The sequence below is a fragment of the Crossiella sp. S99.2 genome (assembly GCF_023094165.1).
In the GTDB taxonomy this organism is placed as follows: Bacteria; Actinomycetota; Actinomycetes; order Mycobacteriales; family Pseudonocardiaceae; genus Crossiella.
The window spans coordinates 539,582-566,067 of sequence record NZ_JALMDK010000004.1; the positions used below are offsets into that span (position 1 = coordinate 539,582).

The 26,486-nt window shown below is 71.3% G+C and carries 25 protein-coding genes; 11 read left to right on the forward strand and 14 right to left on the reverse strand.

The genetic code is table 11. The features are described from left to right. Positions 1 to 13: 13 nt before the first annotated feature. From MZC64_RS18235 to MZC64_RS18250, 4 genes are read right to left on the reverse strand one after another with little or no spacing between them, the layout of a single operon-like run. Positions 14 to 1,426, reverse strand: a complete 1,413-nt coding sequence (locus MZC64_RS18235; RefSeq protein WP_247757905.1) for a cytosine permease — start codon at positions 1,424 to 1,426, stop codon at positions 14 to 16. Beyond that, positions 1,423 to 2,355, reverse strand: a complete 933-nt coding sequence (locus MZC64_RS18240) for a PfkB family carbohydrate kinase (protein ID WP_247757906.1) — start codon at positions 2,353 to 2,355, stop codon at positions 1,423 to 1,425. The genes MZC64_RS18235 and MZC64_RS18240 overlap by 4 nt, the downstream gene beginning before the upstream one ends. Next, positions 2,352 to 3,353 carry an ADP-ribosylglycohydrolase family protein gene (locus tag MZC64_RS18245; RefSeq protein ID WP_247757907.1) on the reverse strand — a complete coding sequence of 334 codons (1,002 nt, stop codon included), beginning with the start codon at positions 3,351 to 3,353 and terminating at the stop codon, positions 2,352 to 2,354. The genes MZC64_RS18240 and MZC64_RS18245 overlap by 4 nt, the downstream gene beginning before the upstream one ends. A gap of 47 nt (positions 3,354 to 3,400) precedes the next feature. Then, entirely contained in the window at positions 3,401 to 3,646 is a 246-nt protein-coding gene (locus MZC64_RS18250; RefSeq protein ID WP_247757908.1) for a hypothetical protein, read from the reverse strand. A gap of 6 nt (positions 3,647 to 3,652) precedes the next feature. Here MZC64_RS18250 and MZC64_RS18255 point away from each other — a divergent pair, with 6 nt between their 5' ends. Together MZC64_RS18255 and MZC64_RS18260 are read left to right on the forward strand one after the other, a co-directional pair. Beyond that, complete coding sequence (locus MZC64_RS18255) at positions 3,653 to 3,811, forward strand: hypothetical protein (RefSeq protein WP_247757909.1); 159 nt, start codon at positions 3,653 to 3,655, stop codon at positions 3,809 to 3,811. Between the two features lie 88 nt (positions 3,812 to 3,899). Beyond that, positions 3,900 to 4,373, forward strand: coding sequence for a carboxymuconolactone decarboxylase family protein (locus MZC64_RS18260; protein ID WP_247757910.1), 474 nt, complete (start codon positions 3,900 to 3,902; stop codon positions 4,371 to 4,373). A 156-nt stretch (positions 4,374 to 4,529) separates the two neighbouring features. Here MZC64_RS18260 and MZC64_RS48710 read toward each other — a convergent pair whose 3' ends face one another. Together MZC64_RS48710 and MZC64_RS18270 are read right to left on the reverse strand one after the other, a co-directional pair. Then, positions 4,530 to 6,965 carry an ABC transporter permease gene (locus MZC64_RS48710; RefSeq protein WP_247757911.1) on the reverse strand — a complete coding sequence of 812 codons (2,436 nt, stop codon included), beginning with the start codon at positions 6,963 to 6,965 and terminating at the stop codon, positions 4,530 to 4,532. Further along, positions 6,962 to 7,711 (reverse strand): ABC transporter ATP-binding protein, encoded by a 750-nt coding sequence (locus MZC64_RS18270; RefSeq protein WP_247757912.1) that lies wholly within the window; start codon positions 7,709 to 7,711, stop codon positions 6,962 to 6,964. The genes MZC64_RS48710 and MZC64_RS18270 overlap by 4 nt, the downstream gene beginning before the upstream one ends. A 119-nt stretch (positions 7,712 to 7,830) precedes the next feature. Here MZC64_RS18270 and MZC64_RS18275 point away from each other — a divergent pair, with 119 nt between their 5' ends. Together MZC64_RS18275 and MZC64_RS18280 are read left to right on the forward strand one after the other, a co-directional pair. Beyond that, positions 7,831 to 8,979, forward strand: coding sequence for a histidine kinase (locus MZC64_RS18275; RefSeq protein WP_247757913.1), 1,149 nt, complete (start codon positions 7,831 to 7,833; stop codon positions 8,977 to 8,979). Beyond that, complete coding sequence (locus MZC64_RS18280; protein ID WP_247757914.1) at positions 8,976 to 9,623, forward strand: response regulator transcription factor; 648 nt, start codon at positions 8,976 to 8,978, stop codon at positions 9,621 to 9,623. The genes MZC64_RS18275 and MZC64_RS18280 overlap by 4 nt, the downstream gene beginning before the upstream one ends. Positions 9,624 to 9,834: 211 nt before the next feature. Here MZC64_RS18280 and MZC64_RS18285 read toward each other — a convergent pair whose 3' ends face one another. The 3 genes from MZC64_RS18285 to MZC64_RS18295 are packed head-to-tail and all read right to left on the reverse strand — an operon-like array spanning position 9,835 to position 12,679. Then, positions 9,835 to 10,104, reverse strand: a complete 270-nt coding sequence (locus tag MZC64_RS18285) for a hypothetical protein (protein ID WP_247757915.1) — start codon at positions 10,102 to 10,104, stop codon at positions 9,835 to 9,837. Positions 10,105 to 10,107: 3 nt separating this feature from the next. Then, positions 10,108 to 10,437 (reverse strand): winged helix-turn-helix domain-containing protein, encoded by a 330-nt coding sequence (locus tag MZC64_RS18290; protein WP_247757916.1) that lies wholly within the window; start codon positions 10,435 to 10,437, stop codon positions 10,108 to 10,110. 28 nt (positions 10,438 to 10,465) lie between these two features. Continuing rightward, entirely contained in the window at positions 10,466 to 12,679 is a 2,214-nt protein-coding gene (locus tag MZC64_RS18295; protein WP_247757917.1) for an MMPL family transporter, read from the reverse strand. A gap of 163 nt (positions 12,680 to 12,842) precedes the next feature. Here MZC64_RS18295 and MZC64_RS18300 point away from each other — a divergent pair, with 163 nt between their 5' ends. The 3 genes from MZC64_RS18300 to MZC64_RS18310 all read left to right on the forward strand — a co-directional run bounded on the left by MZC64_RS18300 (position 12,843) and on the right by MZC64_RS18310 (position 15,251). Next, positions 12,843 to 13,145 (forward strand): hypothetical protein, encoded by a 303-nt coding sequence (locus tag MZC64_RS18300; protein WP_247757918.1) that lies wholly within the window; start codon positions 12,843 to 12,845, stop codon positions 13,143 to 13,145. Next, complete coding sequence (locus MZC64_RS18305; RefSeq protein WP_247757919.1) at positions 13,142 to 14,761, forward strand: alpha/beta hydrolase; 1,620 nt, start codon at positions 13,142 to 13,144, stop codon at positions 14,759 to 14,761. Before MZC64_RS18300 ends, MZC64_RS18305 begins: the two co-directional genes overlap by 4 nt. A 79-nt stretch (positions 14,762 to 14,840) precedes the next feature. After that, positions 14,841 to 15,251: a hypothetical protein gene (locus tag MZC64_RS18310; RefSeq protein ID WP_247757920.1), complete on the forward strand. Its 411-nt coding sequence runs from the start codon at positions 14,841 to 14,843 to the stop codon at positions 15,249 to 15,251. A gap of 4 nt (positions 15,252 to 15,255) precedes the next feature. On the opposite strand, the gene MZC64_RS18315 is transcribed toward MZC64_RS18310, so the two are convergent. The 3 genes from MZC64_RS18315 to MZC64_RS18325 all read right to left on the reverse strand — a co-directional run bounded on the left by MZC64_RS18315 (position 15,256) and on the right by MZC64_RS18325 (position 19,301). Further along, entirely contained in the window at positions 15,256 to 16,884 is a 1,629-nt protein-coding gene (locus MZC64_RS18315; RefSeq protein WP_247757921.1) for a carboxylesterase/lipase family protein, read from the reverse strand. A gap of 75 nt (positions 16,885 to 16,959) precedes the next feature. Beyond that, on the reverse strand, positions 16,960 to 17,490 hold the full coding sequence (locus MZC64_RS18320) for a hypothetical protein (protein ID WP_247757922.1): 531 nt from the start codon (positions 17,488 to 17,490) through the stop codon (positions 16,960 to 16,962). Next, positions 17,487 to 19,301, reverse strand: a complete 1,815-nt coding sequence (locus MZC64_RS18325) for a DEAD/DEAH box helicase (protein ID WP_247757923.1) — start codon at positions 19,299 to 19,301, stop codon at positions 17,487 to 17,489. Before MZC64_RS18325 ends, MZC64_RS18320 begins: the two co-directional genes overlap by 4 nt. Positions 19,302 to 19,528: 227 nt before the next feature. Between MZC64_RS18325 and MZC64_RS18330 the strand changes: the two genes are divergently transcribed. Then, on the forward strand, positions 19,529 to 19,903 hold the full coding sequence (locus MZC64_RS18330; RefSeq protein ID WP_247757924.1) for a PH domain-containing protein: 375 nt from the start codon (positions 19,529 to 19,531) through the stop codon (positions 19,901 to 19,903). Here the strand turns inward: MZC64_RS18330 and MZC64_RS18335 are convergent. Together MZC64_RS18335 and MZC64_RS18340 are read right to left on the reverse strand one after the other, a co-directional pair. Continuing rightward, positions 19,900 to 21,114, reverse strand: a complete 1,215-nt coding sequence (locus tag MZC64_RS18335) for a sigma-70 family RNA polymerase sigma factor (protein ID WP_247757925.1) — start codon at positions 21,112 to 21,114, stop codon at positions 19,900 to 19,902. The two genes, MZC64_RS18330 and MZC64_RS18335, sit on opposite strands and share 4 nt — an antisense overlap. After that, positions 21,111 to 21,485 carry a YciI family protein gene (locus tag MZC64_RS18340; protein ID WP_247757926.1) on the reverse strand — a complete coding sequence of 125 codons (375 nt, stop codon included), beginning with the start codon at positions 21,483 to 21,485 and terminating at the stop codon, positions 21,111 to 21,113. Before MZC64_RS18340 ends, MZC64_RS18335 begins: the two co-directional genes overlap by 4 nt. A 161-nt stretch (positions 21,486 to 21,646) precedes the next feature. Here MZC64_RS18340 and MZC64_RS18345 point away from each other — a divergent pair, with 161 nt between their 5' ends. Genes MZC64_RS18345 through fdhF form a run of 3 tightly spaced genes read left to right on the forward strand, consistent with a single transcriptional unit; the run spans position 21,647 to position 26,486 of the window. After that, positions 21,647 to 22,132: a formate dehydrogenase subunit gamma gene (locus MZC64_RS18345; protein WP_247757927.1), complete on the forward strand. Its 486-nt coding sequence runs from the start codon at positions 21,647 to 21,649 to the stop codon at positions 22,130 to 22,132. Beyond that, positions 22,129 to 23,682: an NADH-quinone oxidoreductase subunit NuoF gene (locus MZC64_RS18350; RefSeq protein WP_247757928.1), complete on the forward strand. Its 1,554-nt coding sequence runs from the start codon at positions 22,129 to 22,131 to the stop codon at positions 23,680 to 23,682. Before MZC64_RS18345 ends, MZC64_RS18350 begins: the two co-directional genes overlap by 4 nt. Then, entirely contained in the window at positions 23,679 to 26,486 is a 2,808-nt protein-coding gene (fdhF, locus tag MZC64_RS18355; RefSeq protein WP_247757929.1) for a formate dehydrogenase subunit alpha, read from the forward strand. The genes MZC64_RS18350 and fdhF overlap by 4 nt, the downstream gene beginning before the upstream one ends.

The window sequence follows — 26,486 nt, forward strand, 5'->3', positions numbered from 1 at the left end:
GTGAACAGGAAGATCAGGCCCGCGCGGCGCGGGCGCGGCGGCCGGTCAGCAGGGTGACCGCGAAGCCCAGGACCAGGGCGAGCAGCACGCCGAGGTTGGCGCCGGACCAGTTCGCCGCCAGCCCCAGCGGCCCCAGCAGGTACCCCTGCCAGCCCAGCCAGCCGGCCGCCGAGTTGGTCACCAGCCCCCAGCCCAGCCCGGTGGCCAGCACGATCAACGCGACCGGTCCCCACCGGATGTCGCCGTACCGCCCGGCCGGGTCGGACAGGTCCGCCTCGACGTACTCCCGCCGCCGGGCCAGATCGGCGAGCATGATCCCGCACCAGGCCGCCACCGGCACGCCCAGCGTGGTCAGGAAACCCTGGAACTGGCCGAGGAACTCGCCGCCGAGGAACACCAGGTACACCGTGCCGAGCACCATCAGCACGCCGTCGATGAGCGCGGCCACCGGGCGGGAGACCCGGACGCCGGCGGCGAGCAGGGCCAGGCCGGAGGAGTAGATGTCCAGTACCGCGCCGCCGACCAGGCCGAGCACCGCGACCAGGGCGAAGGGCACCAGGAACCAGACCGGGAGCAGGGTGGTCAGGGCGCCGATCGGGTCGGCGGCGATGGCGGTGTTGAGTTGCGGGGAGGAGCCGGCGAGCAGCAGGCCGGCCAGCAGCAGCACCACCGGGGCGAGGCTGGCGCCGAAGGTGGTCCAGCCGATCACCGCGCGGCTGGGGGTTTCCCTTGGCAGGTAACGGGAGTAGTCGGCGGCGGCGTTGACCCAGCCCAGGCCGAAACCGGTCATCAGGAACACCAGCGCGCCGACGAGCTGCTGGGCCGACCCGGCCGGGATGGCGGTCACCGCGTCCAGGTGGATGTGCCCGGCGACCAGGCCCAGGTACACCAGGGTGAGCAGGCCGGTGATCACGGTGATCACGGTCTGCAGCCGCATGATGGTGGCGAAGCCGAGCACGCCCGCGCCGACCACCAGCACCGTGACCACCAGCAGCGCCAGCACCTTCGTGGTCGCGCCGCCACCCCAGCCCAGGCGCTCGAACACGGTCGCGGTGGCCAGCGTCGCCAGGGTGGCCAGCACGGTTTCCCAGCCGACGGTGAGCAGCCAGGAGATAGCCGAGGGCAGCCGGTTGCCGCGGACGCCGAAGGCCACGCGGCTCAACACCATCGTCGGCGCGGACCCGCGTTTGCCGGCCACCGCGATGAAGCCGCAGAGCAGGAAGGAGAACACGATGCCGATGACCGCGGCGAACACGGCCTGGCCGAAGGAGAGGCCGAAGCCGAGCACGAAGGAGCCGTAGCTGAGGCCCAGCACGGAGACGTTCGCGCCGAACCAGGGCCAGAACAGTTGCCGGGGCCTGCCGTGCCGGTCGGCGTCACCGATCACGTTGATGCCGTGCGTTTCGACCTTGAGCGCTTCGTTCATGGCGGGAACCCCGTTCCGACAAGCTCTTCGATGTCCGCGCGCACCGGCGCGGTGGCCGGTCCGTGCCGGGTGACCGCGATCGCGGCCGCGGCGTTGGCGTACCGGGTCGCCTCCAGCATTCCGCTGCCGCGCAACAACTCCGCGAGCAGCGCGCCGCAGTGCGCGTCCCCGGCCCCGTTGGTGTCCACCGCGTCCACGTTGAACCCGGCGACCGTGGTGATCCGACCGTCCCGTTGCAGCAGGCAGCCCGCAGGCCCGTCGCGCACGATCACGGTGGCGAAGCTGGGCACCAGGGTGGCCAGCGCGGCCGCGGCGGCGCGGGTGGTGTTGGTACGGGAGAGCTGTTTGGCCTCACGGGCATTGCAGCTGAGAATGTCCACTCTGGACAGCACCGCGGTGAGGTCGGACCAGACGATCTGCTCGACCAGCGGGCCGGGGTCGAACAGCACGGTGGGGCCGGGCAGCCGGGCCAGCCAGCCGAGCAGCGCCTCCCGATTGGCCCGCTGCAGCAGGCTGTACCCGCTGATGTAGACCATGTCCGCGGCACTGGGGTGCACCCGGTCCAGCTGCCCCGGTTCCAGCCGGCCCTCGGCGCCGACGCCGGTGACGAAGGTCCGCTCGCCGGTCTCCTCGTCGACCAGGGCGACCACGATGCCGGTGTCCGCGCCGGGCGTGGGCGGGTTGGCCACGAGCACGCCCTCGGCGGCCATCGCGGCCCTGGCCAGGTCGCCGAAGCTGCCGGTGCCGTGACTGCCCGCGTAGAGCACCTCGGCGCCGGAGCGGCAGGCCGCGGCCATCACGTTGAATCCGCCGCCTGGGGTCAGTTTCACCGCGGAGGCAAGCACATCACCGCCCAGGGGTGGCAGCCCGGACACACTCAGCACCAGGTCGACCACGACCTGGCCGGTGTGCACGAGCTGCCCGCTCACGCCCGGCCTCGGAGCGCGAGCAGCCCGGCCACCAGCGGATCCAGCGTGAGAGCGTTCACACGGAGCACCCTAGTGGTCAGATCCGTTGGCAGCGCGGCACTTCCGTGACAGGCGCCGAGCATCGCCCCGCAGATCGCGGCGATGGTGTCGGTGTCCCCGCCCAGGTTCGCGGCCAGCAGCAACGCGTCCAGTGGCCGCTCGCCGAGGGCCTCGGCCAGCGCGAAGGCGGCCACCACGGATTCCTGCGCCGCCACCGAGGTGCCGATCACCTGCCCGATCGCGGGGCCCAGCCGCTCCGGCGGGATCCCGCGCACCCACTGCCGCGCCCACCGGATCCGCGGCCCGATCTCGGCGCCGGCCACCCAGCGCCCACGCCGGGCCCCCACCACGGCGGCTTGTTCGCCCAGGTCAAGGGCCTCGACCGGCCCGGCTCCGGCGATCCCGGCGGACACCGCGGTGGCGACCGCGACCGCCGCGCCGAGTCCGAGGCTGGTGTTGTGGGTGACCCTGGCGGTCTCGGCGACCGCGTCGGCGAGCCGGTCAAGATCGTCCGGCGGGGTGGCGATGCCGACCGGGGCGACCCGCATGGCCGCCCCGTTGGTGACCCCGTCCCGCCCGGTCTCCGCCGGTGACACCCCGGCCGCGAGCCGGGTCAGGGCCAGTTTTGTCGACGGGCCAAGCAGATCCGCCGAGCCGCGGCTGATCATCCCGGCCTCCCAGCCGAGCAGCGCCTGGCCGTACTCCCCGGGGTCCACCCGACCGTCGCCCTCGATCAGCAACCGGGCCAGCAGCAGTGCCTGTTCGGTGTCATCGGTGACCGTTCCGGCGGGCAGGCCGGGCGCGATCGGTTGGGCGGCAACGGCATCGACCAGTCCGGTGATCTCGCCGTAGTGCGTGGCGACCTCCGCCGGGGACATCGCCTGGGTGGGCATGCCGAGCGCGTCACCGAGGGCGAGCCCCAGCAGGGCCCCGCGCGCCCGGCCGGCCCGTGAGTGCATGTGCATACCTGTACACCCGGCCACCGCCCCCGGCAATTCCCCGCTGGTCAGCGCTCGAACGCCACCAGCGGCACCGCGGCCGCGCCCGCGTCGTTGGGGTGCAGGTGGTCGCCGCTGTCCAGCTCCACCCGGTACGCCACGTCATGCTCGGGGTCGCGCACCGCCGCGTCGAAGTCGACCACCCCGGTGAACAGCGGGGACTCCCGGATCCACCGGTCGACCGCGCGCCGGATGCGATCGCCGTCGGCGGTGAAGAACTCGCGGTAGACGGTGCCCGCCAGTCCGGGCAGCACAAGCAGGTGATCGGCACCCTGGTCGACGAGCTGCGCCGCGGGGATCTGATCATGGCCGGGATCGAGGCCCGGCACGCGGCGGAGGTGGGCGAGGCGGCGTACGCGGCGTTCAAGCGGTGCCTGACCCGGATCGCCCGGCTGCACCGGAGCAGCGCGGAGGACTAGCGACGCAGGTCACATCCAGACCGGTCACACTCTGCCGGGCCGGGTCGTCATAGCTGTGTAGGCAACGACAACGGCAGAGGAGTTCACCGTGAACGCCCGTTTGAACATGTTCGCCAGCCCGATGGCCGCCAAGCTGATCAAGCACTTCAACTCGGCGGGCAAGGTGGTGTCGGACTCGACACTGCCCGCCGCGACCCAGGAGCTGGTGAAGATCCGGGCCAGCCAGATCAACGGCTGTGGGTTCTGCCTGGACATGCACACCAAGGAGGCCGCGCTCGCCGGCGAGACCGCGCAGCGGCTGCACATGATCGCGGGCTGGCGCGAGGCCACCCTGTTCACCGAGGCCGAGCGCGCGGCGCTGGAGCTGACCGAGCAGGGCACCCGGATCGCGGACGCGGCGGGCGGGGTGCCGGATGAGGTGTGGGCCAACGCCGCCAAGCACTACGACGAGGAGCAGCTGATCGCGCTGATGTCGCTGATCGCGATCATCAACGCGTACAACCGGCTGAACGTGATCGTCCAGCAGCCCGCAGGCGACTACCAGCCCGGCCAGTTCGGCTGACCCCCCGCCGCCGTGTTGGCCGTTGTCGTACGGCGAGTTGGCCGTTACGGACGGCGTGTTGGCCGTTGTGGGCGGTGAGTTGGCCGAATGGCGTACCAGTTCGGCCAACACCGGGTACGAGAACGGCCAACACGCCGCGAGGTAGGGACCGGATTCCTAGTCGTTGGCGCGCATCGCGGTGACCGGGCTGACCCGCGCGGTCCGCACCGCCGGGATCAGCCCGGCCACCGCGGTGAGCCCGACCAGTGCCAGCACCGCGAGCGACAAAGCCAGTACCGGCAACACGAATGGCGCCGAGGTGCCCAGGCTCTGCACGCCCAGCCAGCCGTAGGGCACGCCGAGCAGCACCCCCAGCAATCCGCCGAGCAGGCCCTGCACCACCGACTCGCCGAGGGTGGCCCCGGCCAGGGCGCCCCGGCCGAGTCCCAGTGCCCGCAACAGTCCCGCCTCCGGGCCACGCTCCACAACGGACAGTGCCGCGGTGGTGCCGACGCCGACGATCGCGATCAGCACGGTGAGTCCGATCAGGCACAGCGCGAGCAGGGTCAGCAGGTCCAGCAGCCCGGACTGGTCGGCGCGCCGGTCGGTCAGCGAGGACAGTTCGGCCTGCTGTCCCACCACATTCCTGGCCGCGGACTGGGCAGTCAACTGCTCGGCGTTGCCCGGACCGGCGGCGGCGAGCAGCGCCCCGCTCGGGGTCGGCGGCACGTTCAGCCGGTCCAGGTCGGCCCGGTCCAGCACCACGGCGGACACGGCGATCCGTTCACCCAGCACCACTCCTTGCACCATCAGCTCCCGGCCGCCGACCTGGATCAGGTCCCCGGCTCCCACCCGCAGTCTGCGGGCGAAGTTGTCGCTGAGGAACAACCCGCCGGGCTCCCAGCTGCCCTCGGACAGCCGGAGTCCGGCGAAGCCCGGGGTGGCCCGAATGTCCACATCGGACACCTGCACGCTCACCTGCTCCCGCACGCTCCGCACGTCCAGGCGCACCTCGCGGTAGGCCAGCACCTGGCGGAATTCGGGGCGGGCACGGAGTTTGTCCACCAGTCCGGCGGGCAGCGACTCACCCTCGGGCACGCTGACCAGGAGGTCGCTGGGGTAGCTGGCGGCGGATTCGGCGGCGGTGTACTCGCGCAGGGTGGTGCCGCCGACCAGGGCTCCGGTCAGCAGCGCCGAGCCCAGGGTGACCACGGCGGCCACCGCCGCCGCCCGTCTTGGCGCACCGCCGACGCCGCGCACGGCGAGCACGGCGGTGGGGCCGAACAGCTTGGCCGGGCGTTCCAGCAGGCGCAGCAGCGGGCCGACGTAGAGCGGGCCGAGCGCGACCACCGCGCCCAGGGCCAGGGCCCCGCCGGCCACGGTGAGCAGCAGCAGGTCCGCGGTGCGGCCGCCGGGCCGGGCGGTTTCCAGCAGACCTTCCTGGATCATCAGGTACACCAGTCCGCCCGCACCGGCCGCGGCCAGCACGCCGATCGCGATCCGCAGCCGTCCGGTGCGCTTGCTCTCCGCGGGTTTGCTGGTGCGGCGCAAGGCTTCCAGCGGGGAGACTCCGGCCGCGCCGAGTGCCGGGGCGAGCACCGCGCCGATCGTGACGAGCATGGCGCCGGCGGCGATCACCAGTAGCAGCAAGGGTGACAGGCTCGGCTGACTCACCGGGGCGACCAGCGGGGCCAGCCAGCCGAGGCCGTAGCCCAGGGCCGCGCCGAGTGCGCCGCAGACCAGGCCGGTGAGCGCGCCCTCGGCGATCAGCGCCATGGCGAGCCTGGTCCGGGAGCCGCCGACCGCGCGCAGCAGGGCGAGCTGGCGGCCGCGGTGGGCGAAGACGATCCGGAACGCCGAGGTGGCCACCATGACCCCGGCCAGCAGCGCGACCAGCACGAACGCGGTGAGCGCTGCGGTGAGCTGGTCGACCGAGTCCTGGGCCCGGCCGAGTTCGGCGGCGCGGGCCTGGGCCGCGGGCACGGCGGTTTCGGCGCTGGTGCGCAGAGATTCGACGATCCGGGTCTGATCGCCGGTCAGCTCGACCCGGGCGAGGGGGGCGCCGGTCAGGGTGAGCACCTGGCGATCCGGGGCGTAGGCGGCGATGCCGTCCGCGGGTGGGCCGGAGACCAGGCCGGTCACCTTGAGCCGCACGGGTTTCGCGCCGATCCTGGCCTCGATCGTGCCGCCGGTGGTGACGCCGAGCCGGTGCGCTGCCCGCTCGGACAGCGCGATCTCCCCGGCCGCGGCCGGGTAGGCGCCGGTGGTCAGGCGGACCCGGCTGAGCGGTCCGGCGCCAGGGTCGGCGTGCAGCTGGACGGTGTTGTCCCCCACCAGGATCCGGCCGTGGGCGCGGCCGACCGCGCTGGTCGCGCCCGGGGTGCGGGCGAGCCGGTCCAGGGCGGTGACGCCGTCGCCCGCCGGGCTGGCGACCACGGCGTCCGCGCTGGCCGGGATGGCGGTGAGGTTCTCGATCGCGGTGCGCAGCGCGATGTCCCTGGCCATGATCGCGCCGGTGGCGAACAGCGCGGCGACGGCGATGGCCAGGCCGGTCAGCAGCAGGCGCAGCGGGGAGCGCAGCACGCCGCGCAGGTAGGTGCGGGTGAAGTTCACCGGCCCGCTCCGGCGGTGCGCAGGGCCTCGATCACGGCAGGCAGGTCCGGGTCGCGCAGTTCGCCGGCGAGGCGGCCGTCGGCCAGCAGCACCACCCGGTCGGCGTGCGCGGCGGCCACGGGGTCGTGGGTGACCATGACGACGGTCTGGCCGAACTCACGCACGCAGTGGCGCAGGAAACGCAGCACCTCGGCGCCGGAGCGGGAGTCCAGGTTGCCGGTGGGCTCGTCGGCGAAGACCACCTCCGGCCGGGTCAGCAGGGCCCTGGCCAGCGCGACCCGCTGTTGCTGGCCGCCGGAGAGTTCGGCTGGCCGGTGCTGGAGACGGTCCGCGATACCCAATATCTCGGCAAGACGCATATACAGTGCACGATCATATACCCGACCGGCGAGGCTCAGTGGCAGCAGGATGTTCTCCCGCGCGGTGAGCTGGGGCAGCAGGTTGAAGGACTGGAAGACGAAGCCGATCCGGTCCAGCCGGGTCTTGGTGAGCGCCTTGTCCGGGAGCCGGGTCAGGTCGGTGCCGCCGAGCAGGGCGGCCCCGGCGGTCGCGGTGTCCAGGCCGGCCAGGCAGTGCATGAGCGTGGACTTGCCGGAGCCGGAGGGCCCCATGATGGCGGTGAACGCGGCGCGGTCGAAGCCGACCGTCACCCCGTCCAGCGCGCGCACCGCGCCGGGGCCGCTGCCGTAGACCTTGACCAGGTCCACGGCGGCGACCGCGGCCGTCGCGAGAGCGGAGTTCGTCATGCCGGTCACGATCTCCCCGGGCCGGGCGGGCGCGGATCTGTCCCGGGGCCGGTTCCCGGTCGGGTGGCTCTGACTTTTGGCCGATCTGCCCGCTCCGACCGGCGGATAGGCTGCCGGGCGTGATCGGGAACCGCTGGCTGCCGCTGCAGGTGCTGCTGTGGCTGGCGGGAGCGGCGGCGCTGGGTGCGCTGGGCCTGATCGACCTGGCCGGGCGCGCCTTCCGCTCCGGCGCGGGCTTCGGCCTGGACCTGGGCACCGCGATGACGGCCTGCGCGCTCGCGCTGGTGTGCTGCTGGCTCGGCCCGCGCACCCTGGCGATCGCCGCGGGCGTGCTGGCGGTCGGCTCGGTCGTGCTGCGCTACACCGGGGAGCGGCTGCGGCTGCCGGACGCGCCGTTCAGCTTCGCCTACAGCGCGGCCGTGCTGGTGCTGCTGGGCGTGCTGGCCTGGCGGGGTGCGGTGTGGTGGTCGGCGACCGCCTCGCTGCTACTGCTCGCCGCCCTGCTGACCCAGCCCCTGGTCGCCGATCGCGGACTGGCCGCCGTGGTCGGCGCGATCGTGCTGGTGCTGGCCGCCGCGATCGCGCTCGGCGCCGGGGTGACCGCACGACTGACGGCCCAGGCCAAGGCGCGGCAACTCGACCACGCCCGGCTGACCCAGCGCACCGAGTTCGCCAGGGACCTGCACGATTTCGTCGCCCACCACGTGACCGCGATGGTGGTGCAGGCCAGGGGCGCGCTGGCGATCGCGGACAAGAAGCCCGAGCTGGTCGCGCCCGCACTGGAGCGGATCGCGGACACCGGGACGGAGGCGATGGAATCCTTGCACCGCATGGTCGGACTGCTGCGTGGCGAGGACGATCCGGCGCGCACCACCCCGATCGGCATGGGCGAGCTGCGGGCGCTGGTGGCGCGGTTCGGCGCGGCGGACGGGGTTCGGGCCACGCTGAGCGAGTCCGGCGCACTGGACGAACTGCCCGCCGAGGTCGCCTCCACCGCGCACCGGGTGGTGCTGGAGGCGCTGACCAACGTGCGCAAGCACGGCCAGGAGGTCGGCGCGGTGGACGTGCTGGTGCAGCGCAACGGAAACTGGGTGGTGGTGCGGATCGCCGACGACGGCCGGCCGCCACGTTCCAGTGGCCGCAACGGATTTGGGCTGCGCGGCCTGGGCGAACGAGCCGAGTCGATCGGTGGCACACTGCGCTCCGGGCCGGGCGCCGCGGGCGGCTGGGTGGTGGAGGCGAGACTGCCGGTGGGGACGGGCCGATGACGATCCGGGTGCTGCTGGCCGACGACCAGGCGATGGTGCGCACCGGGTTCGGCATGATCCTGGCCGCCGAGGACGACATCGAGGTGGTCGGCGAGGCCGAGGACGGCGTGCGCGCGGTGGAACTGTGCCGCGAGCTGCGCCCGGACGTGGTGCTGATGGACATCCGGATGCCCCGGCTGGACGGCCTGGAGGCGTTGCGGCGGGTGACCGCGCCCGGGGTGGCGGATCCGCCGAAGGTCGTGGTGGTGACCACGTTCGAGGAGGATGCCTATGTGCGCCAGGCACTTCAGGACGGCGCGTGCGGATTCCTGGTGAAGACGGCCAGTTCCGCGTTGCTGGTGGAGGCGATCCGGGCGGCGGCCTCGGGTGAGGCGCTGGTCAGCCCGTCGATCACGGTGAAACTACTGCGCAAGCTGACCGGACCGGGCCCGCGTCCGGTCTCCGGCGGCGAGCTGTCCGAACGGGAACTGGACGTGGTGCGCGAGGTGGCCAGGGGCGCGACCAACGCGGAAATCGCGGCCGCCCTGCACATCGCGGTAGGCACGGTGAAAACCCACCTCACCAGCATCCAGCACAAACTGCCCGCCCGGAACCGGGTGGAAATCGCCGCCTGGGCCTGGTCGTCACACCTAGTCGGCCATTAGTCGTACCCCGAACCGACCCAAAGTCGGATTCCCCACCCCCACCCACCCGGCAGCCTGAAGTGGACACACCCCAACCGTCCACTGTGGAGGCTCCCCGTGTCCCGCTGCCCCGCCCTGGTATCCACTCCTTGTCCGGCGAGTTGGGCCAACTGGTACGCCAGTTTTGCCCAAGCGGACGTACCAGTTGGCCCAAGTCGTACGAAGGCAGTGCTCACTCCACCTCGCGCAGGATCCGCTCCACCGAGGCGAGCCGGGTCTGCAGCTCGGCGAGCTGGGCCCTGGCCTCGGTCAGTTCGCGGGCGGTGTCCTCCTGCGCGGCCACCGCGCGGGCGGCCAGTTCCTGGTACGCCTGTTCGCGGGCGGCGCTGGCCTTGGCCCGCACCGAGATGAAGCTCTGCCAGATGATCACGGTCAGTACCACGGTGATCAGCGTGAAGACACCGAACACGCCGACGAGTTCCTGCCAGGCACGGACGCCCATGGGTCAGTCTTCCTGTTCTTCCGGTGTGCTGAGGGTGCGCGCGGCCGCCACGACCGTGGCCGGGGTCAGCTCGTAGGCGAACGGGGTCACCTCGTAGAACTTCATCGCCTTGCCGTCCTCCGACAACTCCAACTGAGCGGTCACCAGGCCGGCCGCCTCCAGCTTGCGCAGGTGCACCTGGAGCAACGCCCGGCTGAGGCCGAGTTCACGGGCCAGCGCGCTGACGTACTGGCGCTGTCCGGACAGCGCCGCGACCACCCGCAGCCGGTGCGGATTGGCCAGCGTCGCCAGCACCCGCACGAGGTCGTCCCCCGTGGGCGTCTTCCTGGTCATCGCGGCACCCGGCACATGGTCAGCAAGGTTAGGCGGTGACCCGCGGGCCCCGCACGCGACGGTCGGTCCCGGCCCGGCTGGCACGGAAACCCGGCAGCCGCCAGGCACGTTCGCCGAGCAACGACAGCGCGGCGGGCACCAGCACACCACGGACCAGGGTCGCGTCCAGCAGCACCGCCACGGCGAGGCCCACCCCGAGCATCTTGTTCTCAATGGAGGTGAGAGTGACGAACACGGCGAACACCAGGGTCATGATGACCGCGGCGCTGGTGACCACGCCCGCGCTCGCGCCGAGGCCGCTGACCACGGCTTCGCGGGCGGGCAGGCCGTCGGTCCAGCGTTCGCGGATCCGGCTGAGGATGAAGATGTGGTAGTCCATGCTCAGTCCGAACAGGACCACGAACATGAACAACGGCAACCAGCCCATCACCCCGCCGTAGGGGGTGAAACCCAGCAGGCCGCTGAGGTTGCCGTACTGGAAGATCCAGGTGATCACGCCGTAGGCCGCGCCGATGGAGAGCAGGTTCAGCGCGATCGACACCAGTGGCACGGTGATCGAGCGGAACACGAAGATCAGCACCACGAAGGACAACAGCAGCACGAAGGCGAACACCAATGGCGTGCGGTCCCGCAGCTGGTTGGTGAAGTCGTAGGTCTGCGCGGTCTTGCCGGACACGGCCGCGTCCAGCTGGGCGAAACCGCCAAAGGCCGCGGGGATCGCCTTGTGCCGCAGGTGTTCCAGCGCGCGCACCGAGGTGTCGTCGGTGCCGGAGCCGGCCAGTGGCATCCGGACCACCAGCGCGGTGCCCACCCGGTCGCTGGTGACCGGTTCGGCCAGCAGCCCGCCGCTCTCCCTGACCTGCGTACGCAGCCGGTCCACCACCGCGCTGCTCAGCATTCCGTCCACTCTGGACTGATCGCGCTGCCAGATCACCACCCTGGCCGGGGTGGGCGCACCGGGAAACGCCTCCTGCATGCGGATCGCCGCGTCCACCTGGGCGACGCTGCGCGGCAGGCTGTTCACCGCCGCGGCGTCCTGGAGTTTCATGTCCAGCGCGGGCACCGCCAGTGCCAGCAACGCCAGCACCGCCGCCCCGCCCCACACCAGTGGCCGCCGGGCCACCCGGCGGGCGACCCCGGACCAGATCCGAGACTCTCGCGCCGCGGTCCGGCCCTTGCCCAGCCAGGGGATCCGGCCCTTGTCCACCCGGTGCCGCAGGACGGCCAGGATCGCGGGCAGCACGGTCACCGAGGCGATCATGGCCAGGCCGACCACCACGGTCATGCCGATCGCGCCGCCGGTGAACACGCCGAGTCCGGTCAGCACCAGCCCGACCAGGGACAGCATCACGGTGAGGCCGGAGAACAGCACCACGTGCCCGGAGGTGCGGGCGGTGGTGCGCAACGCGGTCTCATCGTCCACTCCGGACTGTCGTTCCTCGCGGTAGCGGCGCAGGTAGAACAGCGAGTAGTCGATACCGACGGCCACCCCGATCAGCAGGATCAGCGCCGAGCCCGCGCTGTTGATGGCGACCACCTTGCCGATCACCGACAGCAGGGTGAAGGTGGCGATCAGCGTGGTCGCGGTGAGCAGCACCGGGATGCCGGCAGCGACCACCGCGCCGAACACGATCAGCAGGATGATCAGCACCAGCGGCAACGACAACAGGTGCGACCGGGCCAGGTCGGCCTTGATCGCCTCGTCCACCGCGCCGGACAGGCTGCGGTCCCCGGCCTGGGCCAGCCGCACCTCGGGATGCCGGGCCGCGACGGTGGCGACCGCGTTGGTGGCAAAACTGAAGTGCTCATTGAGTTTTTCCACCGGCCAGGCCAGCCGGAAGGTCACCAGACCGGACCGACCGTCGGCGGAGACGTGCGGCGAACCGAGTTCCGGCCGCGAACCGGGTTCCAGCGGCGAGCCGATGCCGGTGACCGCGTCCGGCCGCCGTTTCAGCTCGGCGATCAGGTCCTCGGCGGCGGCGAGCAGCTCCGGGCTGTTCCCGAAGTGCCTGCCCGGTGCGCGGGCCTGCACCAGGACCTTCTCCTCCACCGGCAGGTACTCGCGCTGATTGTCCAGAATGGACTGCGCCCGGCCGGTGTCCCCCGGATCCTCATTACGCGCGTCCGGTCCGGTGACCAGCACACTCGCCAGAAACGCGAGCAGCACCAGCCCCAGCCAGCCCAGGATCGCCGTCCGGCGATGCCGTGCGGACCAGGCCGCGATCCGATCGGTCAGCGTCATGCCACAACTCCCCAGTTCGATACCTGCAAGCAAAAGTTAGCAGGTGCCATGTCGGGTTGTCACCCAGAGAACCCGGTCATCTCATTGGGCGACCTCCGGACCGGTTTCCGGCTGGCCAGACCTACCGTGGTGGCAGCGAGCACATCCGAGGGGGGCCTTGGCAGTGACGGACAATCGCATCGCCGCGAGCGCGGACACCCTGGCCAGGACGGGCCGGGCACTGGTCGACACCGCCGACGCCGCGCATCGCCGGATCCGCGGTCACAGCGGCGCCCAGGACGGCGACGAGGCGGCCAACACCTCCTTCGCACTGGCCCAGGCGCTGTCCCAGTGCGAGAACACCTGGACCCGCACGCTCACCGGCCTGGCCACCAAGCTCGCCGTGGCCGGCGACACCCTGGAGTTGAACGCCAAGACCTACGCCGAGGCCGAGGAGGCCGCCCGGAGCGCGGTGACCCCGAGATGACCACGGTGGAGGAACTGCGCGACGCCGAACCCACGGTCTTCACCAGGGCCGCCCAGCGCTGGCAGGACCTGGCCGCCGACCTGACCACCCGGGCCACCGAGGTGACCCGGCACCTGCGCGCGCTGTCTGCCTGGCGCGGCGCCGCGGCCGAAGCCGCCCGGACCCAGATCACCGGCCACCACGCCAGGCTCAGCACCCTGTCCGAAGCCCTGACCCGCATCCCGCCGGTGCTCCGCGAGGCGGGCGAGCACCTGACCCGCCTGCAAACCAGCCTGCGCACGGCCCTGGGCACCGCCCACCAGCACAACCTCCGGGTGGCCAGCGACGGCCAGGTGACCGACGACGCGGTGGCCATCGCCAAACCCCCACCACCCGGCGCCGCCACCAAGGCCCAGCTCTGCGCGACCCTGACCACCGCCCTGCGCGACACCCTGCGCACCGCGGGCTCGGTCGACGCCGAAGCCGCCGCGGCCCTGCGCCGCCTCACTCAGGACGCCACCGGCGTCACCCCGGGCCAGGACTTCGCGGTCTGCACCACGCTCACCGCCGCCGTCCCGGCCCACGGCACCGCCCCCGCCCAGGTGAAACAGTGGTGGGACAGCCTGTCCATCGCCGACCGGGAAACCCTGCTGGCCACCGACGGCGCCCGCATCGGCGCCCTGGACGGCATTCCCGCGGCGGTCCGGGACCGGGCGAACCGCGTGGTCCTGGCCGGAGTCCAGGCCGCCCTGGCCGAGGAACACACCCGGCTGCAGGCGAAATCCGGCCGCACCCCGGAGGACGACCAGCGCCTGACCGACCTGGACGGCAAGCTGAAGGGTGTGCACGCGATCGCGGAGCGACTGAACCTCCCGCCCAGCCGGGAACGGCAACAGGCGTTCCTGCTGGGCCTCAACGCCGATGGCAATGGCCGCGCCATCGTGGCAATGGGCAACCCCGACACCGCCACCAACGTGGCCACCCTGGTGCCCGGCACCAAGTCCAGCCTGAGCGGTGGCACCAGCTACCTGGAGCACGCCGACGCCATGGCCGAGGCCGCCCGGAAGCAAGGCTCGCCCTCGACCGCGGTGATCAGCTGGGTGGGTTATGACGCGCCGCAAAGCGTGGCCGCGGCCGCCAACGAGGACTACGCGACCAACGCCAAGCAGGACCTGGCCAGGTTCCAGGAGGGCCTGCGCGCCACCCACGAGGGTCAGCCTTCGCACAACACCGTCGTCGGACACAGTTACGGCTCCACCGTGGTGGGGCACACCGCGCGCGACCTGACGATCCAGGCCGACGAGGTGGTGTTCATCGGCAGTCCCGGGGTCGGCGTCCATCAGGCTAGCGAGCTGAACCTCCCGCCTGAGCGGGTGCATTCCAGCACCGCCCAGCACGACGTCATCAAGTACACGAACATCAACCTGGGCCTGGACCGCGACGTCCTGCCGCTGGACCCGCTCGGCCCCGATCCCACGGACAAACGGTTCGGCGGCAACACCTTCACCTCCGATCCCGGCACTGAGGGCTGGCTGCCCGGCGGGCTCAGCGAGGCCGCGCACAACGAGTACTGGGCCGAGAACAGCAGGTCGCTGAAGAACATGGGGAAGATCATTGCGGGTCGGCCGACCGACTAGGCGACTGGTCGTCATCCTCAGCGCGGTCGCCGTGTTGATCGCGGTGGGTGTGTTCGGCTACCTACGGACGGGGAGAGGGATGCAGCCCACCATCACCGCGCAGCAGGCGGCCGAGCGGGTCGAGGAGCACGTCCGCCAGGCCCTCACCCAGCTCCCGCCGGAGACGCGGACGGAGCGGATCTCGCTGAAGTCGAACAGCCCCTGCGATGTGCCTTCGGACAACGGGCCGCCGGGCCGGGTGCAGGTGTCCAACAGCTACCAGCTGCACGGGCTCGACCCCGCGCAGTTCACCCGCTACTTCGACACCCTCAAGAACTACTGGACCGGCAACAACCACACCGTGCTCAACGACGACCGGCCCAAGGACTGGTTCCTCTGGGTGCAGCACAACGGCGACGCCTTCCGGATCACCCTCCAGGGCAATCACCTTGGCGAGTTGTATCTCGGTGCGACGTCGCCGTGCATCTGGCCGGATGGACAACCGAAGTAGCGGATCAGCCGAGCCACGACCAGAACCCGCAGTCATGCCGGGCAGCCAGGTCGATCGGCCCGGTGTGAGCGGCGCTGAAGGACATCGTGCGACCCGGACCGTGTTGCGGCCAGCCGGGATCGCCGGTGCGCACGAAGGCCGACCAATGGTCGATCATGCGGTTGGCCAGCTCCTGCTGGGCCGGGGTGAGTGGCGGCTGCGGCCAGGACAGGTCCAGCAGGTAGCGGAGTTCGGCGCCATGGGCTGCGCCGTAAGGGAAATCGCCGACCACGTGGCCGGTGGGTTCGGCGAACTCGAAGGTGTACACCGGTTTGCGGGCGGCCTCGGCCACCGGGAGCTGGGTGCAGGCGCCCAGCACGCCGCCGTGGTCGGTCAGCAGCCGGGACAGGGTCAGGGCCGGGGTGGGCTGGGACTGGGGTGGGTAGCGGCGGAGGACGGCGGGGGCGTCCTCGCCGAAGAGGCCGGTGACGACGGTGGGGTAGTCGGCCGCGGCGAGGGTGCGGTGCTGGGCGGCGACGAACGGGGCCATCTCGTCCGCGGTGCCGCCGAGCAGGAGCGGGACCCTGGCGGTGTGGGATGGGGTTGGCAGGGTTGGGGTTCCGGTGACCGGGAGCCAGGGGCGGCCGTTGAAATCGCGGCGCAGTAAGGAGAGCTGGTCCTGGTGCAGGCCGACCAGGGCGGACAGCGGGAGGTCGCGCAGGCAGGTGGCGTCGGGGCAGCCGAGGGTGGTCGCGGTGGCCTGGGCGCGGCGCTGGGCTTCGGGGCGGGTGATCATGGGGTTGGCGCAGGGGGCGCTGTGGATGGCGGCCTGGTGGAACAGGCCCTGGGAGGCGGGGGCGGACAGGTGGGCGCACACGCTGTAGCCGCCGGCGGACTGGCCCCACAGGGTCACCCGGGCCGGGTCGCCACCGAAGGCGCCGATGTTGGCGCGGACCCAGCGCAGCGCGGCCTGCTGGTCCTGGAGGCCGAGGTTTCCGGTGTCGGGGCCCAGACCGGGGTGGGCCAGGAAGCCCAGGGCGCCCAGGCGATAGTTGAGGGTGACCACCAGGAGGTTGCCGCGAGTGGCCAGGCGGGCCGGGTTGTACTGGCTGCCCGCGCCGGTGGTGAACCCGCCGCCGGGGACGAAGACCAGGACCGGGAGCTTGTCTGTCCCTTGTGGACGGTGGACGTCTAGGGAGAGGCAGTCTTCGGCGCCCTGGACCGTGCCGCCGGGGCCGGGTTGGGCGCAGACGGGGCCGGGCTGGGTGGCCTCGCGGATGCCGGGCCAGGGGGTGGGCGGGGTCGGGGGTGACCAGCGGGTGGCCTGGGCGTAGGGGATGCCTTGGTAGACGCGGAGATCGGGAGTGCTTCGGCCGCGGACCCAGCCGCTGGTGGTGCGGTCCAGATCACCGGCGGGGGCGGCGGAGGCGAGGACTAGGTTGCCGGGAGCCGCGGTGGCCGGGGCCGGATCGGTGGCGGCGGCTGGGCCGTTGGACGCCGCGGCGGCGGGCGGATCGAGGAGGACAGCTGGGCTGCTGAGGGCTGCGGCGGCCGGATTGGCGGCGGCGGCAGGGCCGCTGGGATTCGCGATGCCTGGTGCTGGTGCGGCCAGCAGGGAGAAAACCAGGGTGGTCAGGAGGGTTGCTTGTCGCATGGGGCGACCCTGGCAGCGCGCGGGCTGCCAGGGCGTCACCGCGGGACCGTATCCGGGCTACGTGGATCGGCGTACTCAGCCGTAGAACCCCGCCACCGAGACCTCCCCGAGCGGCACCCAGTCCGGGTCCGCCGGACCGGTGATCACCGCGCCGCGCAGTTCCACCGCCAGCGCCGGGCGTTCGTCCACCGCTTGCACCAGCAGGTACAGCGTGACCAGCACGTGCACGCAGTGTGCGCGGCGGTCCCGGCAATCGCACTGTGCCAGCAGGGAATCCGACGGTGGCGCGATCTCGACGCCCGCTCGGTGCAGGGTGGTGGCCAGGGTGTCCGGGAGGTCGCCGGGGGCCGCGGGTGGGTGGTCGGCGAGCAGGGTGGTGACCAGGGTCAGGGTTTCGGCGGGCCATTGGGGGACGGTGATCTGGACCTGGTGTGCGCCCATGGTGGCGGTGAGTTGGCCGGGGACGATGGTCAGGCCGGTGATGCTGTAGTCGCGGGAGAGCTTGCGGGCCCTGGGCAGCAACGGGTTCGGCCGGGTCACCCGGGTGGGTTCGGCCGTGCGCAGCCAGGCGTGGCCCCAGGCGGTGGCGCCGAATTCGGCGATCATGGGCCGGTTCCTTCCAGGTTCAGGGCCAGCACGGCGTGCAGGTCGTCGTCGGGCAGGTTGGCCAGGGCGGTCTCGGTGTCGCCGGAGACCACGTCGGCCAGGGCGCGCTTGCGGTCGTGCATACGCGCGATGTGTTCCTCCACCGTGCCGCCGGTGACCAGGGTGTGCACGGTGAGCACCCGGTGCTGGCCGATGCGGTGCGCCCGGTCGGTGGCCTGTTCCTCCACCGCGGGGTTCCACCAGCGGTCGTAGTGCAGCACGTGACCGGCGCGGGTCAGGTTGAGGCCGAAGCCGGCGGCGCGCAGGCTCAGCAGCAGGATCGGCGGGGCGTTGTCCTCGTTTTGGAAGGCGTGCACGAGCCGGTCCCGCTTGTCGGCGCTGAGGCCGCCGTGCAGGAACGGGATCCGTGGGCCGCCCAGGGTTTCGGTGAGGTGGTGGGAGAGCAGTTCGCCCATGGCGCGGTACTGGGTGAACACCAGGGCCCGGTCCTGGTCCTCGACGATCTCGGCGAGCATTTCGGTGGCGCGGTCGAACTTGCCGGAGCGGCCGGGCAGCGGGCCGTCCTGGCCGAGCAGCTGGGCCGGGTGGTTGCAGATCTGTTTGAGCGCGGTGAGCAGGGCCAGGATCCGGCCGCGGCGTTCGATGCCGGACCCGAGGCCGTCGCTGAACGCCCGGTCCAGCGCGTCGCGGTAGAGCCGGATCTGTTCCGCGGTGAGCGTGCAGGCCACCGTGGCGTACAGCTTGGGCGGCAGGTCGGTGGCGACCTCGGACTTGGTGCGGCGCAACATATGCGGGCCGATCAGCGTCTGCAACCGGTCCGCGGCGGCGGCCGAGCGGCGCTGCTGGATGGGCACGGTGAACCGCTGCCGGAACCGGCCCCTGGTGCCCAGCAGGCCCGGCCGGGTGAGGTTGAGGATCGACCACAGCTCATCCAGGCGGTTCTCCACCGGGGTGCCGGTCAGCGCGATCCGCAGGTCCGCGGTGAGCCGGGCGGCGGCCTTGCTGGCCAGCGCGTCCGGGTTCTTCACCTGCTGGGCCTCGTCGAAGATCACCGTGTCCCAGCCGATCCCGGCCAGCTGCTCGACGTCCGCGCGCAACGCGCCGTAGCTGGTTACCACGACCGGGCCCGTCACGAGATCACCGAGGGTGCGCTGCGGGCCGTGGTAGGGCCGCACCGGCAGGTCGGGGGCGAATCTGGCCAGTTCGCGGCGCCAGTTGCCGACCAGGGAGGTGGGGCAGACCACCAGGTGCGGACCGGGGCGGGTGGCCAGCAGGCTGATGGCTTGCAAGGTTTTGCCCAGGCCCATCTCGTCGGCCAGGATGCCGCCGCCGGGCACCGAGCGCAGCCAGGCCACCCCGGCGACCTGGTACGGGCGCAACTCGGCCCGCACCGCCGCCGCGCGCAGCTCGCCGCGGGTCCGGGCGGCCTGCCGGAACTGGCGCAGCAGCGCGGCGGCCGAACTGATCGCGGTGCCCTCGGCGTTGGGCACCGCGTGCGCGGCCGGCGGCAGCGGCAACTCGGTGTCGCCGAGGTCCTTGGCCGCCCGCTGCCAGGCCCGTGCGGACGGGCTCAGCCTGGCCTTCGCGCCCAGCAGTGCGGGCAACGCCACATCCAGGTCAACCAGCTGAACCGGGGTCGGCGACACGGTGAGCCTGCCGTCCACCGGCCGGGCCAGGCGGCACTGCGCCGATCGGCCCACCGGCAAACCGGCCGCGAGCAGCGCGGCGGCCGGGTCGGGCGGACCCCACCAGGCCAGCGCGCCCTCGGCGGGGATGAAGGTGGCCTGCAACGGGACGTGCGTGGTCGGCATGACCTCCCTTTCGGGCATGGGGGTAGCCGGGTGCGGAATCTCCGGGGCAATCGAGACTACCGCGCGGATTCGTCGCGCGCTAATGGATTCAGCGTTTGACAAATCCGAATCAGGGTGTCCCCGGAATCAATGCTTGACAAATCCCAGGGTTGTCATCCGCAGGTCTGACCTGGTCAGGTTCTTGAAGCTGACGGCACCGGCGAGCGCGCGTTGGTACGGTGGAAAACGTGATCGACTTCGAGAAGGCATCAGTATTCAAGCTCTCCCCGTGTCGCCCCGAGGACATCGCCGGATCCGTCGCGCCGATCATCATCCCTGGTGAACAGCTCGTCGCCGCGTTCAAGACCGTGCGGGACTACGTGGTGTTCACCAACAAGCGGCTCATCGCGGTGAACGTGCAGGGCATGCTGGGCAAGAAGAAGGACTTCACCTCGCTGCCCTACAACAAGGTGCAGGCGTTCTCCATCGAGACCGCGGGCACCTTCGACCTGGACGCCGAACTGGAGCTGTGGTTCAGCGGACTCGGCAAGGTGCGGCTGGAGTTCCGCGGTGACTCCGATGTGCGCAAGATCGGCCAGCTGATCGCGCAGCACACCCTCTAACCGAGCCGGGCCGCCCGAGCGAGCAGATAACGCTGTTCGGGCAGGCTGTTCGTGCGGCGGGCGGCCAGGTGATACGCCTGTGCCGCCGCCGCGGGCTCCTCGTTCAGCTCCAGCAGGTGCGCGCGCACCGCGTCCAGGCGGTGGTTGGCCCGCATCCGCTCGTCGGCGGCCAGCTCGTCCAGCAGATCCAGGCCCGCCTTGGGGCCTTCGACCATGGCCAGCGCGATCGCCCGGTTCAGCGTGACCACCGGGTTCGGCGCGATCCGGTCCAGGATCCGGTACAGCACCAGGATCTGCGGCCAGTCGGTGTCCGCGGCGCCCGCGGCCTCGGCGTGGGTGGCCGCGATGGTGGCCTGGATCAGGTACGGGCCCAGTTCGCCGGTGTGCAGGGTCCGCCGGACCAGGTCGACGCCCTCGGTGAGCGCGGCCCGGTCCCAGCGGGTGCGGTCCTGTTCGGTGAGCGGGACGAGCGCGCCGTCCGGGCCGGTGCGGGTCTCCCGGCGGGCGTCGGTGAGCAGCATCAGCGCGAGCAGTGCGGTGACCTCGCTGTCGGCCGGGGCCAGCCGGTGCACCAGGCGGGTCAGCCGGATCGCCTCCCCGGCCAGTTCGGCCCGCTGCAACTCCTCTCCGCTGGAGGCGGTGTAGCCCTCGTTGAAGATCAGGTACAGCACCTGCAGCACCACCTGCAGCCGCTCGTCCCGTTCCTGGGCCGGCGGCGGACCGAAGCTCGACCCGGCGGCCTTGATTTTCGCCTTGGCCCGGCTGATCCGCTGCGCCATGGTCGCCTCCGGCACCAGGAAGGCGCTGGCGATCTGCGCGGTGGTGAGGCCGCCGACCGCGCGCAGGGTCAGCGCGAGCTGGGACGGCGGGCTCAACTCCGGATGGCAGCACAGGAACAGCAGGGTCAGCGAATCGTCCCGCGCGGGCGGCAGGTCCGGCGCGACCTCCTCCGGGTCCAGGGCGAAGGCCTGTTCACGACGGCGGCGGGCCGACTCGCTGCGCCAGGCGTCGGTGAGCCGCCGGGTGGCCACGGTCAGCAGCCAGCCGCGCGGCTGCTCCGGCAGCCCGCTCCGCCACTGCTGACTGGCCTCCAGCAACGCTTCCTGCACGGCGTCCTCGCAGGCGTCGAACTGCCCGTGACGCCGGACGAGCACGCCGAGGACCTGCGGCGCGAGTTCGCGGATCAGGTCCTCGACGGCCGAGCCGCTCACATCTCCAACTCCATGCCCCCGGAGAACATCACCGTGCGGACCTCCACGCCCAGGCCCTCGACCCGGGTGTCCGGGATCAGCTTCGCCAGCTCCAGGGCGCGCTCCCGGTTCTCGCATTCGACCAGGTAGAAGCCACCCATGAACTCCTTGGCCTCCAGGAACGGCCCGTCGGTGACCACCTGCTGACCGTCCTTGGCCCGCACCACCGCGCTGGCGGCCGGTTCGGCCAGGGCCTGGGTCAGGATCAGCTCACCGGAGGCCTGGATGGTGCGGATGAACTCGCCATGGCCGGCCCCGATCGCGGTGCGCTCCTCTTCGGTCAGCGCGTCCAGGATCGCCGGGTTGACGTTCATGATCAGCAAGAACTTCACGGCCTGCTCCTCGATGTCCGCGGCGCCTCGTCGGCACCGTACACACCCTGGTCGGAACGGGCAGGACGGTCTCGACACGCCCCCGAAACCAAGTCACTCTTTTTTTCGGGTTAGGATCGGACTAACGTTGTGTATACCGTATGCACGATGGGAGACGGGGCATGCCGATAGACACGAGCGAGCCTTCGATGGCCGACCGGGTGCGCTCAGTGGTGGACCGGCATCGCGGTGATCGCGGCGCGCTGCTGCCGATCCTGCACAGCCTGCAGGCCGAGTTCGGGTACGTGGATCAGGCGATGATCCCGGTGCTGGCCGCCGAACTGAACCTGTCCAGGGCCGAGGTGCACGGGGTGGTGACCTTCTACCACGACTTCCGCGCCGAACCGGCCGGTCGCACCGTGCTGAAACTGTGCCGGGCCGAGGCCTGCCAGTCCGTCGGCGCGGAGGACCTGGTCGCGCACGCCGAAGCCAGGCTGGGCAGCAAGATCGGCTCCACCACCGCGGACGGCCAGGTGACCCTGGAGCAGGTGTTCTGCCTCGGCAACTGCGCGCTGGGGCCGGCGGGTCAGGTCAATGGCCGCTTGTACGGACGGCTGGACGCGGCGAGACTCGATGGCATCCTCGATGCGGAGGCGGAACGCGCATGACGACCACCATCTATGTGCCTCGTGACTCCGCCGCCTGTTCGGTGGGCGCGGACGCGGTAGCGAGCGCGATCATGCGCGAAGCCGCGGCCAGTGGCGCCGATGTGCGCGTGGTGCGCAACGGATCCCGCGGCATGCTGTGGCTGGAGCCCCTGGTCGAGGTGGCCACCGAGGCGGGCCGGATCGGCTACGGCCCGGTGTCCGCGAGCGAGATCCCCGCGCTGATCGAGGCGGGCCTGTTCGCCGGTGGCGCGCACGAGAAACGTCTCGGCCTGGTCGAGGAACTGCCCTGGATGGCCGATCAGCAGCGGCTCTGCTTCGCCAGGGTCGGCGTCACCGACCCGGTCTCGGCCGATGACTACCTGGCGCACGGCGGTATGGCCGGACTGCGCCGGGCGCTGACCATGGATCCGGCCGAGGTGGTCAAGGAGGTCACCGACTCCGGCCTGCGCGGCCGTGGCGGCGCGGGTTTCCCTGCGGGCATCAAGTGGAACACCGTGCTCAAGGCCGACGGCGAGCTGAAGTTCGTGTGCTGCAACGCCGATGAGGGCGACTCCGGCACCTTCGCGGACCGGATGCTGATCGAGGGCGACCCGTTCTGCCTGATCGAGGGCATGTCCATCGCGGCCTACGCCACCGGCGCCAGCGAGGGATACGTGTATCTGCGTTCGGAGTACCCGGACGCGGTGGCCACCCTGCGCCAGGCCATCGAGGTGGCCTACGCGCGCGGCTGGCTGGGCCAGGACTACCTCGGCTCCGGGCAGCGCTTCGACCTGTTCGTCCGGGTCGGCGCGGGCGCCTACATCTGCGGCGAAGAGACTTCGATGCTGGAGAGTCTGGAGGGCAAACGCGGGATGGTGCGGGCGAAACCGCCCATCCCGGCGATCACTGGGCTGTTCGGCAAACCGACCGTGGTGAACAACGTGCTCACCCTGGCCTCGGTGCCCAGCATCCTGGCCGGGGGCGCGGCGGCCTACGCGGCGCTGGGCGTGGGCCGGTCCCTCGGTACCCAGGTCTTCCAGCTGGCCGGGAACATCAAGCACGGCGGGGTGTTCGAGACCGCCTTCGGCATGTCCCTGGCCACCCTGGTCAACGACTACGGCGGCGGCACCCGGTCCGGGCGGCCGGTGCGCGCGGTCCAGGTCGGCGGACCGCTCGGCGCCTACCTGCCGGCGTCCACAATGGACATTCCGTTGGACTACGAGGCGTTCGCCGCGGCACAGGCGATGCTCGGTCACGGCGGCATCGTGGTCTTCGACGACACCGTGGACATGGCGGCCATGGCGCGCTTCGCCATGGAGTTCTGCGCCGAGGAGTCCTGCGGTAAATGCACCCCGTGCCGGGTGGGCTCGGTACGCGGGGTGGAGACGATCGACCGCATCGTCGCCGGGGTCGAACCCGAGGCCAACCTCGTATTGCTGGGCGATCTGTGCGAGCTGATGACCGACGGCTCGTTGTGCGCGATGGGCGGGTTGACGCCGAACCCGGTCCTGTCCGCACTGCGGCACTTCCCGGACGACTTCACCGCCCGTCACGAGGGGACGGCACCATGACCCTGTTCAAGGAACACGATCTCGGCACTCCGGCCAAGCCCGGCGAGGCCACCGTGTCCATCGAGGTGGACGGCATGCCGGTGCGGGTGCCCGAAGGCACCTCGGTGATGCGCGCCGCGGCCGAGACCGGCATCGACATCCCCAAGCTGTGCGCCACCGACTCCGTGGAGGCATTCGGTTCCTGCCGGCTGTGCCTGGTCGAGATCGACGGCCGCCGCGGCACCCCGGCCTCCTGCACCACCCCGGTCGCCGAGGGCATGAAGGTCAGCACCCAGTCGCCGAAACTGGAGAAGCTGCGCCAGGGCGTGATGGAGCTGTACATCTCCGACCATCCCCTGGACTGCCTGACCTGTTCGGCCAACGGCGACTGCGAGCTGCAGGACATGTCCGGTGTGGTCGGCCTGCGCCAGGTGCGGTACGGCTACGAGGGCGAGAACCACCTCGGCCTGCTCAAGGACGATTCCAACCCGTACTTCGACTTCACCCCGTCCAAATGCATTGCCTGCTCCCGTTGCGTGCGGGCCTGCGGCGAGGTGCAGGGCACCTTCGCGCTGACCATCGAGGGCCGCGGTTTCGACTCCAAGGTCTCCGCGGGCGCGGGCGAGTTGTTCATGGACTCCGAATGCGTCTCCTGCGGCGCCTGCGTGCAGGCCTGCCCGACCGCCACGCTGCAGGAGAAGTCGGTCATCGAACTGGGCATGCCCACCCGCAGCGTGCTCACCACCTGCGCCTACTGCGGGGTCGGCTGCTCGTTCAAGGCCGAGCTGCGCGGCACCGAACTGGTGCGGATGGTGCCGTACAAGGACGGCGGCGCGAACGAGGGCCACTCCTGTGTCAAGGGGCGCTTCGCCTTCGGCTACGCCACCCACCCTGACCGGCAAATGAGTCCGATGGTGCGGGACAGCATCGACGAGCCGTGGCGGGTGGTCGACTGGGAAACCGCGATCACCACCGTGGCCACCCGGATGCGGGAGATCCAGGCCGTGCACGGGCCGGGCGCCATCGGCGGCATCACCTCCTCCCGGTGCACCAACGAGGAGGTCTACGCGGTCCAGAAGATGGTCCGCGCCGCCTTCGGCAACAACAACGTGGACACCTGCGCCCGGGTCTGCCACTCCCCCACCGGCTACGGGCTCAAGCAGACCTTCGGCACCAGCGCGGGCACCCAGGACTTCAAGTCGGTGGCGCAGGCCGATGTGATCGTGGTGATCGGGGCCAACCCGACCGACGGTCACCCGGTGTTCGCCTCCCGGATGAAGAAGCGGCTGCGCGAGGGCGCCAAGCTGGTGGTGATCGACCCGCGCCGGATCGACCTGGTCCGCTCCCCGCACATCGAGGCCCAGCACCACCTTCAGCTCAAGCCCGGCGCGAACGTGGCCGTGGTGAACGCGATGGCGCACGTGATCGTCACCGAGGGCCTGGTTGATCAGTCCTTTGTGGACGAACGCTGTGAGGGCTTCGACGAGTGGGCGACCTTCATCCAGCGCCCGGAGAACAGCCCCGAAGCGGCCGAGGCGGTCAGCGGGGTCCCGGCGGCCGATCTCCGCGCCGCGGCCCGGTTGTACGCCACCGGCGGCAACGCCGCGATCTACTACGGCCTCGGCGTCACCGAGCACAGCCAGGGCTCCACCATGGTGATGGGCATGGCGAACCTGGCCATGGCCACCGGCAACATCGGCCGCGACGGCGTGGGCGTGAACCCGTTGCGCGGGCAGAACAACGTGCAGGGCTCCTGCGATATGGGCTCCTTCCCGCACGAACTGCCCGGCTACCGGCACGTCTCCGACGACGCGGTGCGCGAGGTGTTCGAAACCCTGTGGCAGCGGCCGATCCTGGCCGAACCGGGCCTGCGCATCCCCAACATGTTCGACGCCGCCATCGACGGCACCTTCCGCGCGCTGTTCGTGCACGGCGAGGACATCGCCCAGTCCGACCCCAACACCAACCACGTCTTCAGCGCGTTGCGGGCGATGGACCTGGTGGTGGTGCAGGACCTGTTCCTCAACGAGACCGCCAAGTTCGCGCACGTGTTCCTGCCCGGCACCTCCTTCCTGGAGAAGGACGGCACGTTCACCAACGCCGAACGCCGGATCAACCGGGTCCGCCCGGTGATGGCGCCCAAGACCGGCAAGCACGAATGGCAGATCGTCGCCGAGATCGCCCAGGCCATGGGATATCCGATGTCCTGGCACAACACCAGCGAGATCATGGACGAGATCGCCTCGGTCACGCCCACCTTCGCCGGGGTCTCCTTCGAGCGGCTGGACAAGCTGGGCAGCATCCAGTGGCCCTGCAACGACAACGCGCCCGAAGGCACGCCGATCATGCACGTGGACGGGTTCGTCCGCGGCAAGGGCCACTTCGTGCCGACCACGTTCGTGCCCACCGAGGAACGCAGCACCCGCAAGTTCCCGCTGATCCTCACCACCGGCCGGATCCTGAGCCAGTACAACGTGGGCGCGCAGACCCGGCGCACCAAGAACGTGGTCTGGCACCCGGAGGACCTCCTGGAAATCCACCCGCACGACGCCGAGGTGCGCGGTATCTCCGACGGCGATCTGGTGTCGCTGTCCAGCCGGGTCGGCGAGACCGAGCTGCGCGCGGTGCTGTCGGACCGGATGCCGGTCGGCGTCGTCTACACCACCTTCCACCACCCGGTCACCGGGGCGAACGTGGTCACCACGGAGAACTCCGACTGGGCCACCAACTGCCCCGAGTACAAGGTCACCGCGGTCCAGGTCGGACTGCGCCGCACGGCTGCCCCGTCCCAGGCCGCGGAACCGGCCGAAGCACTGGTGGAGTAA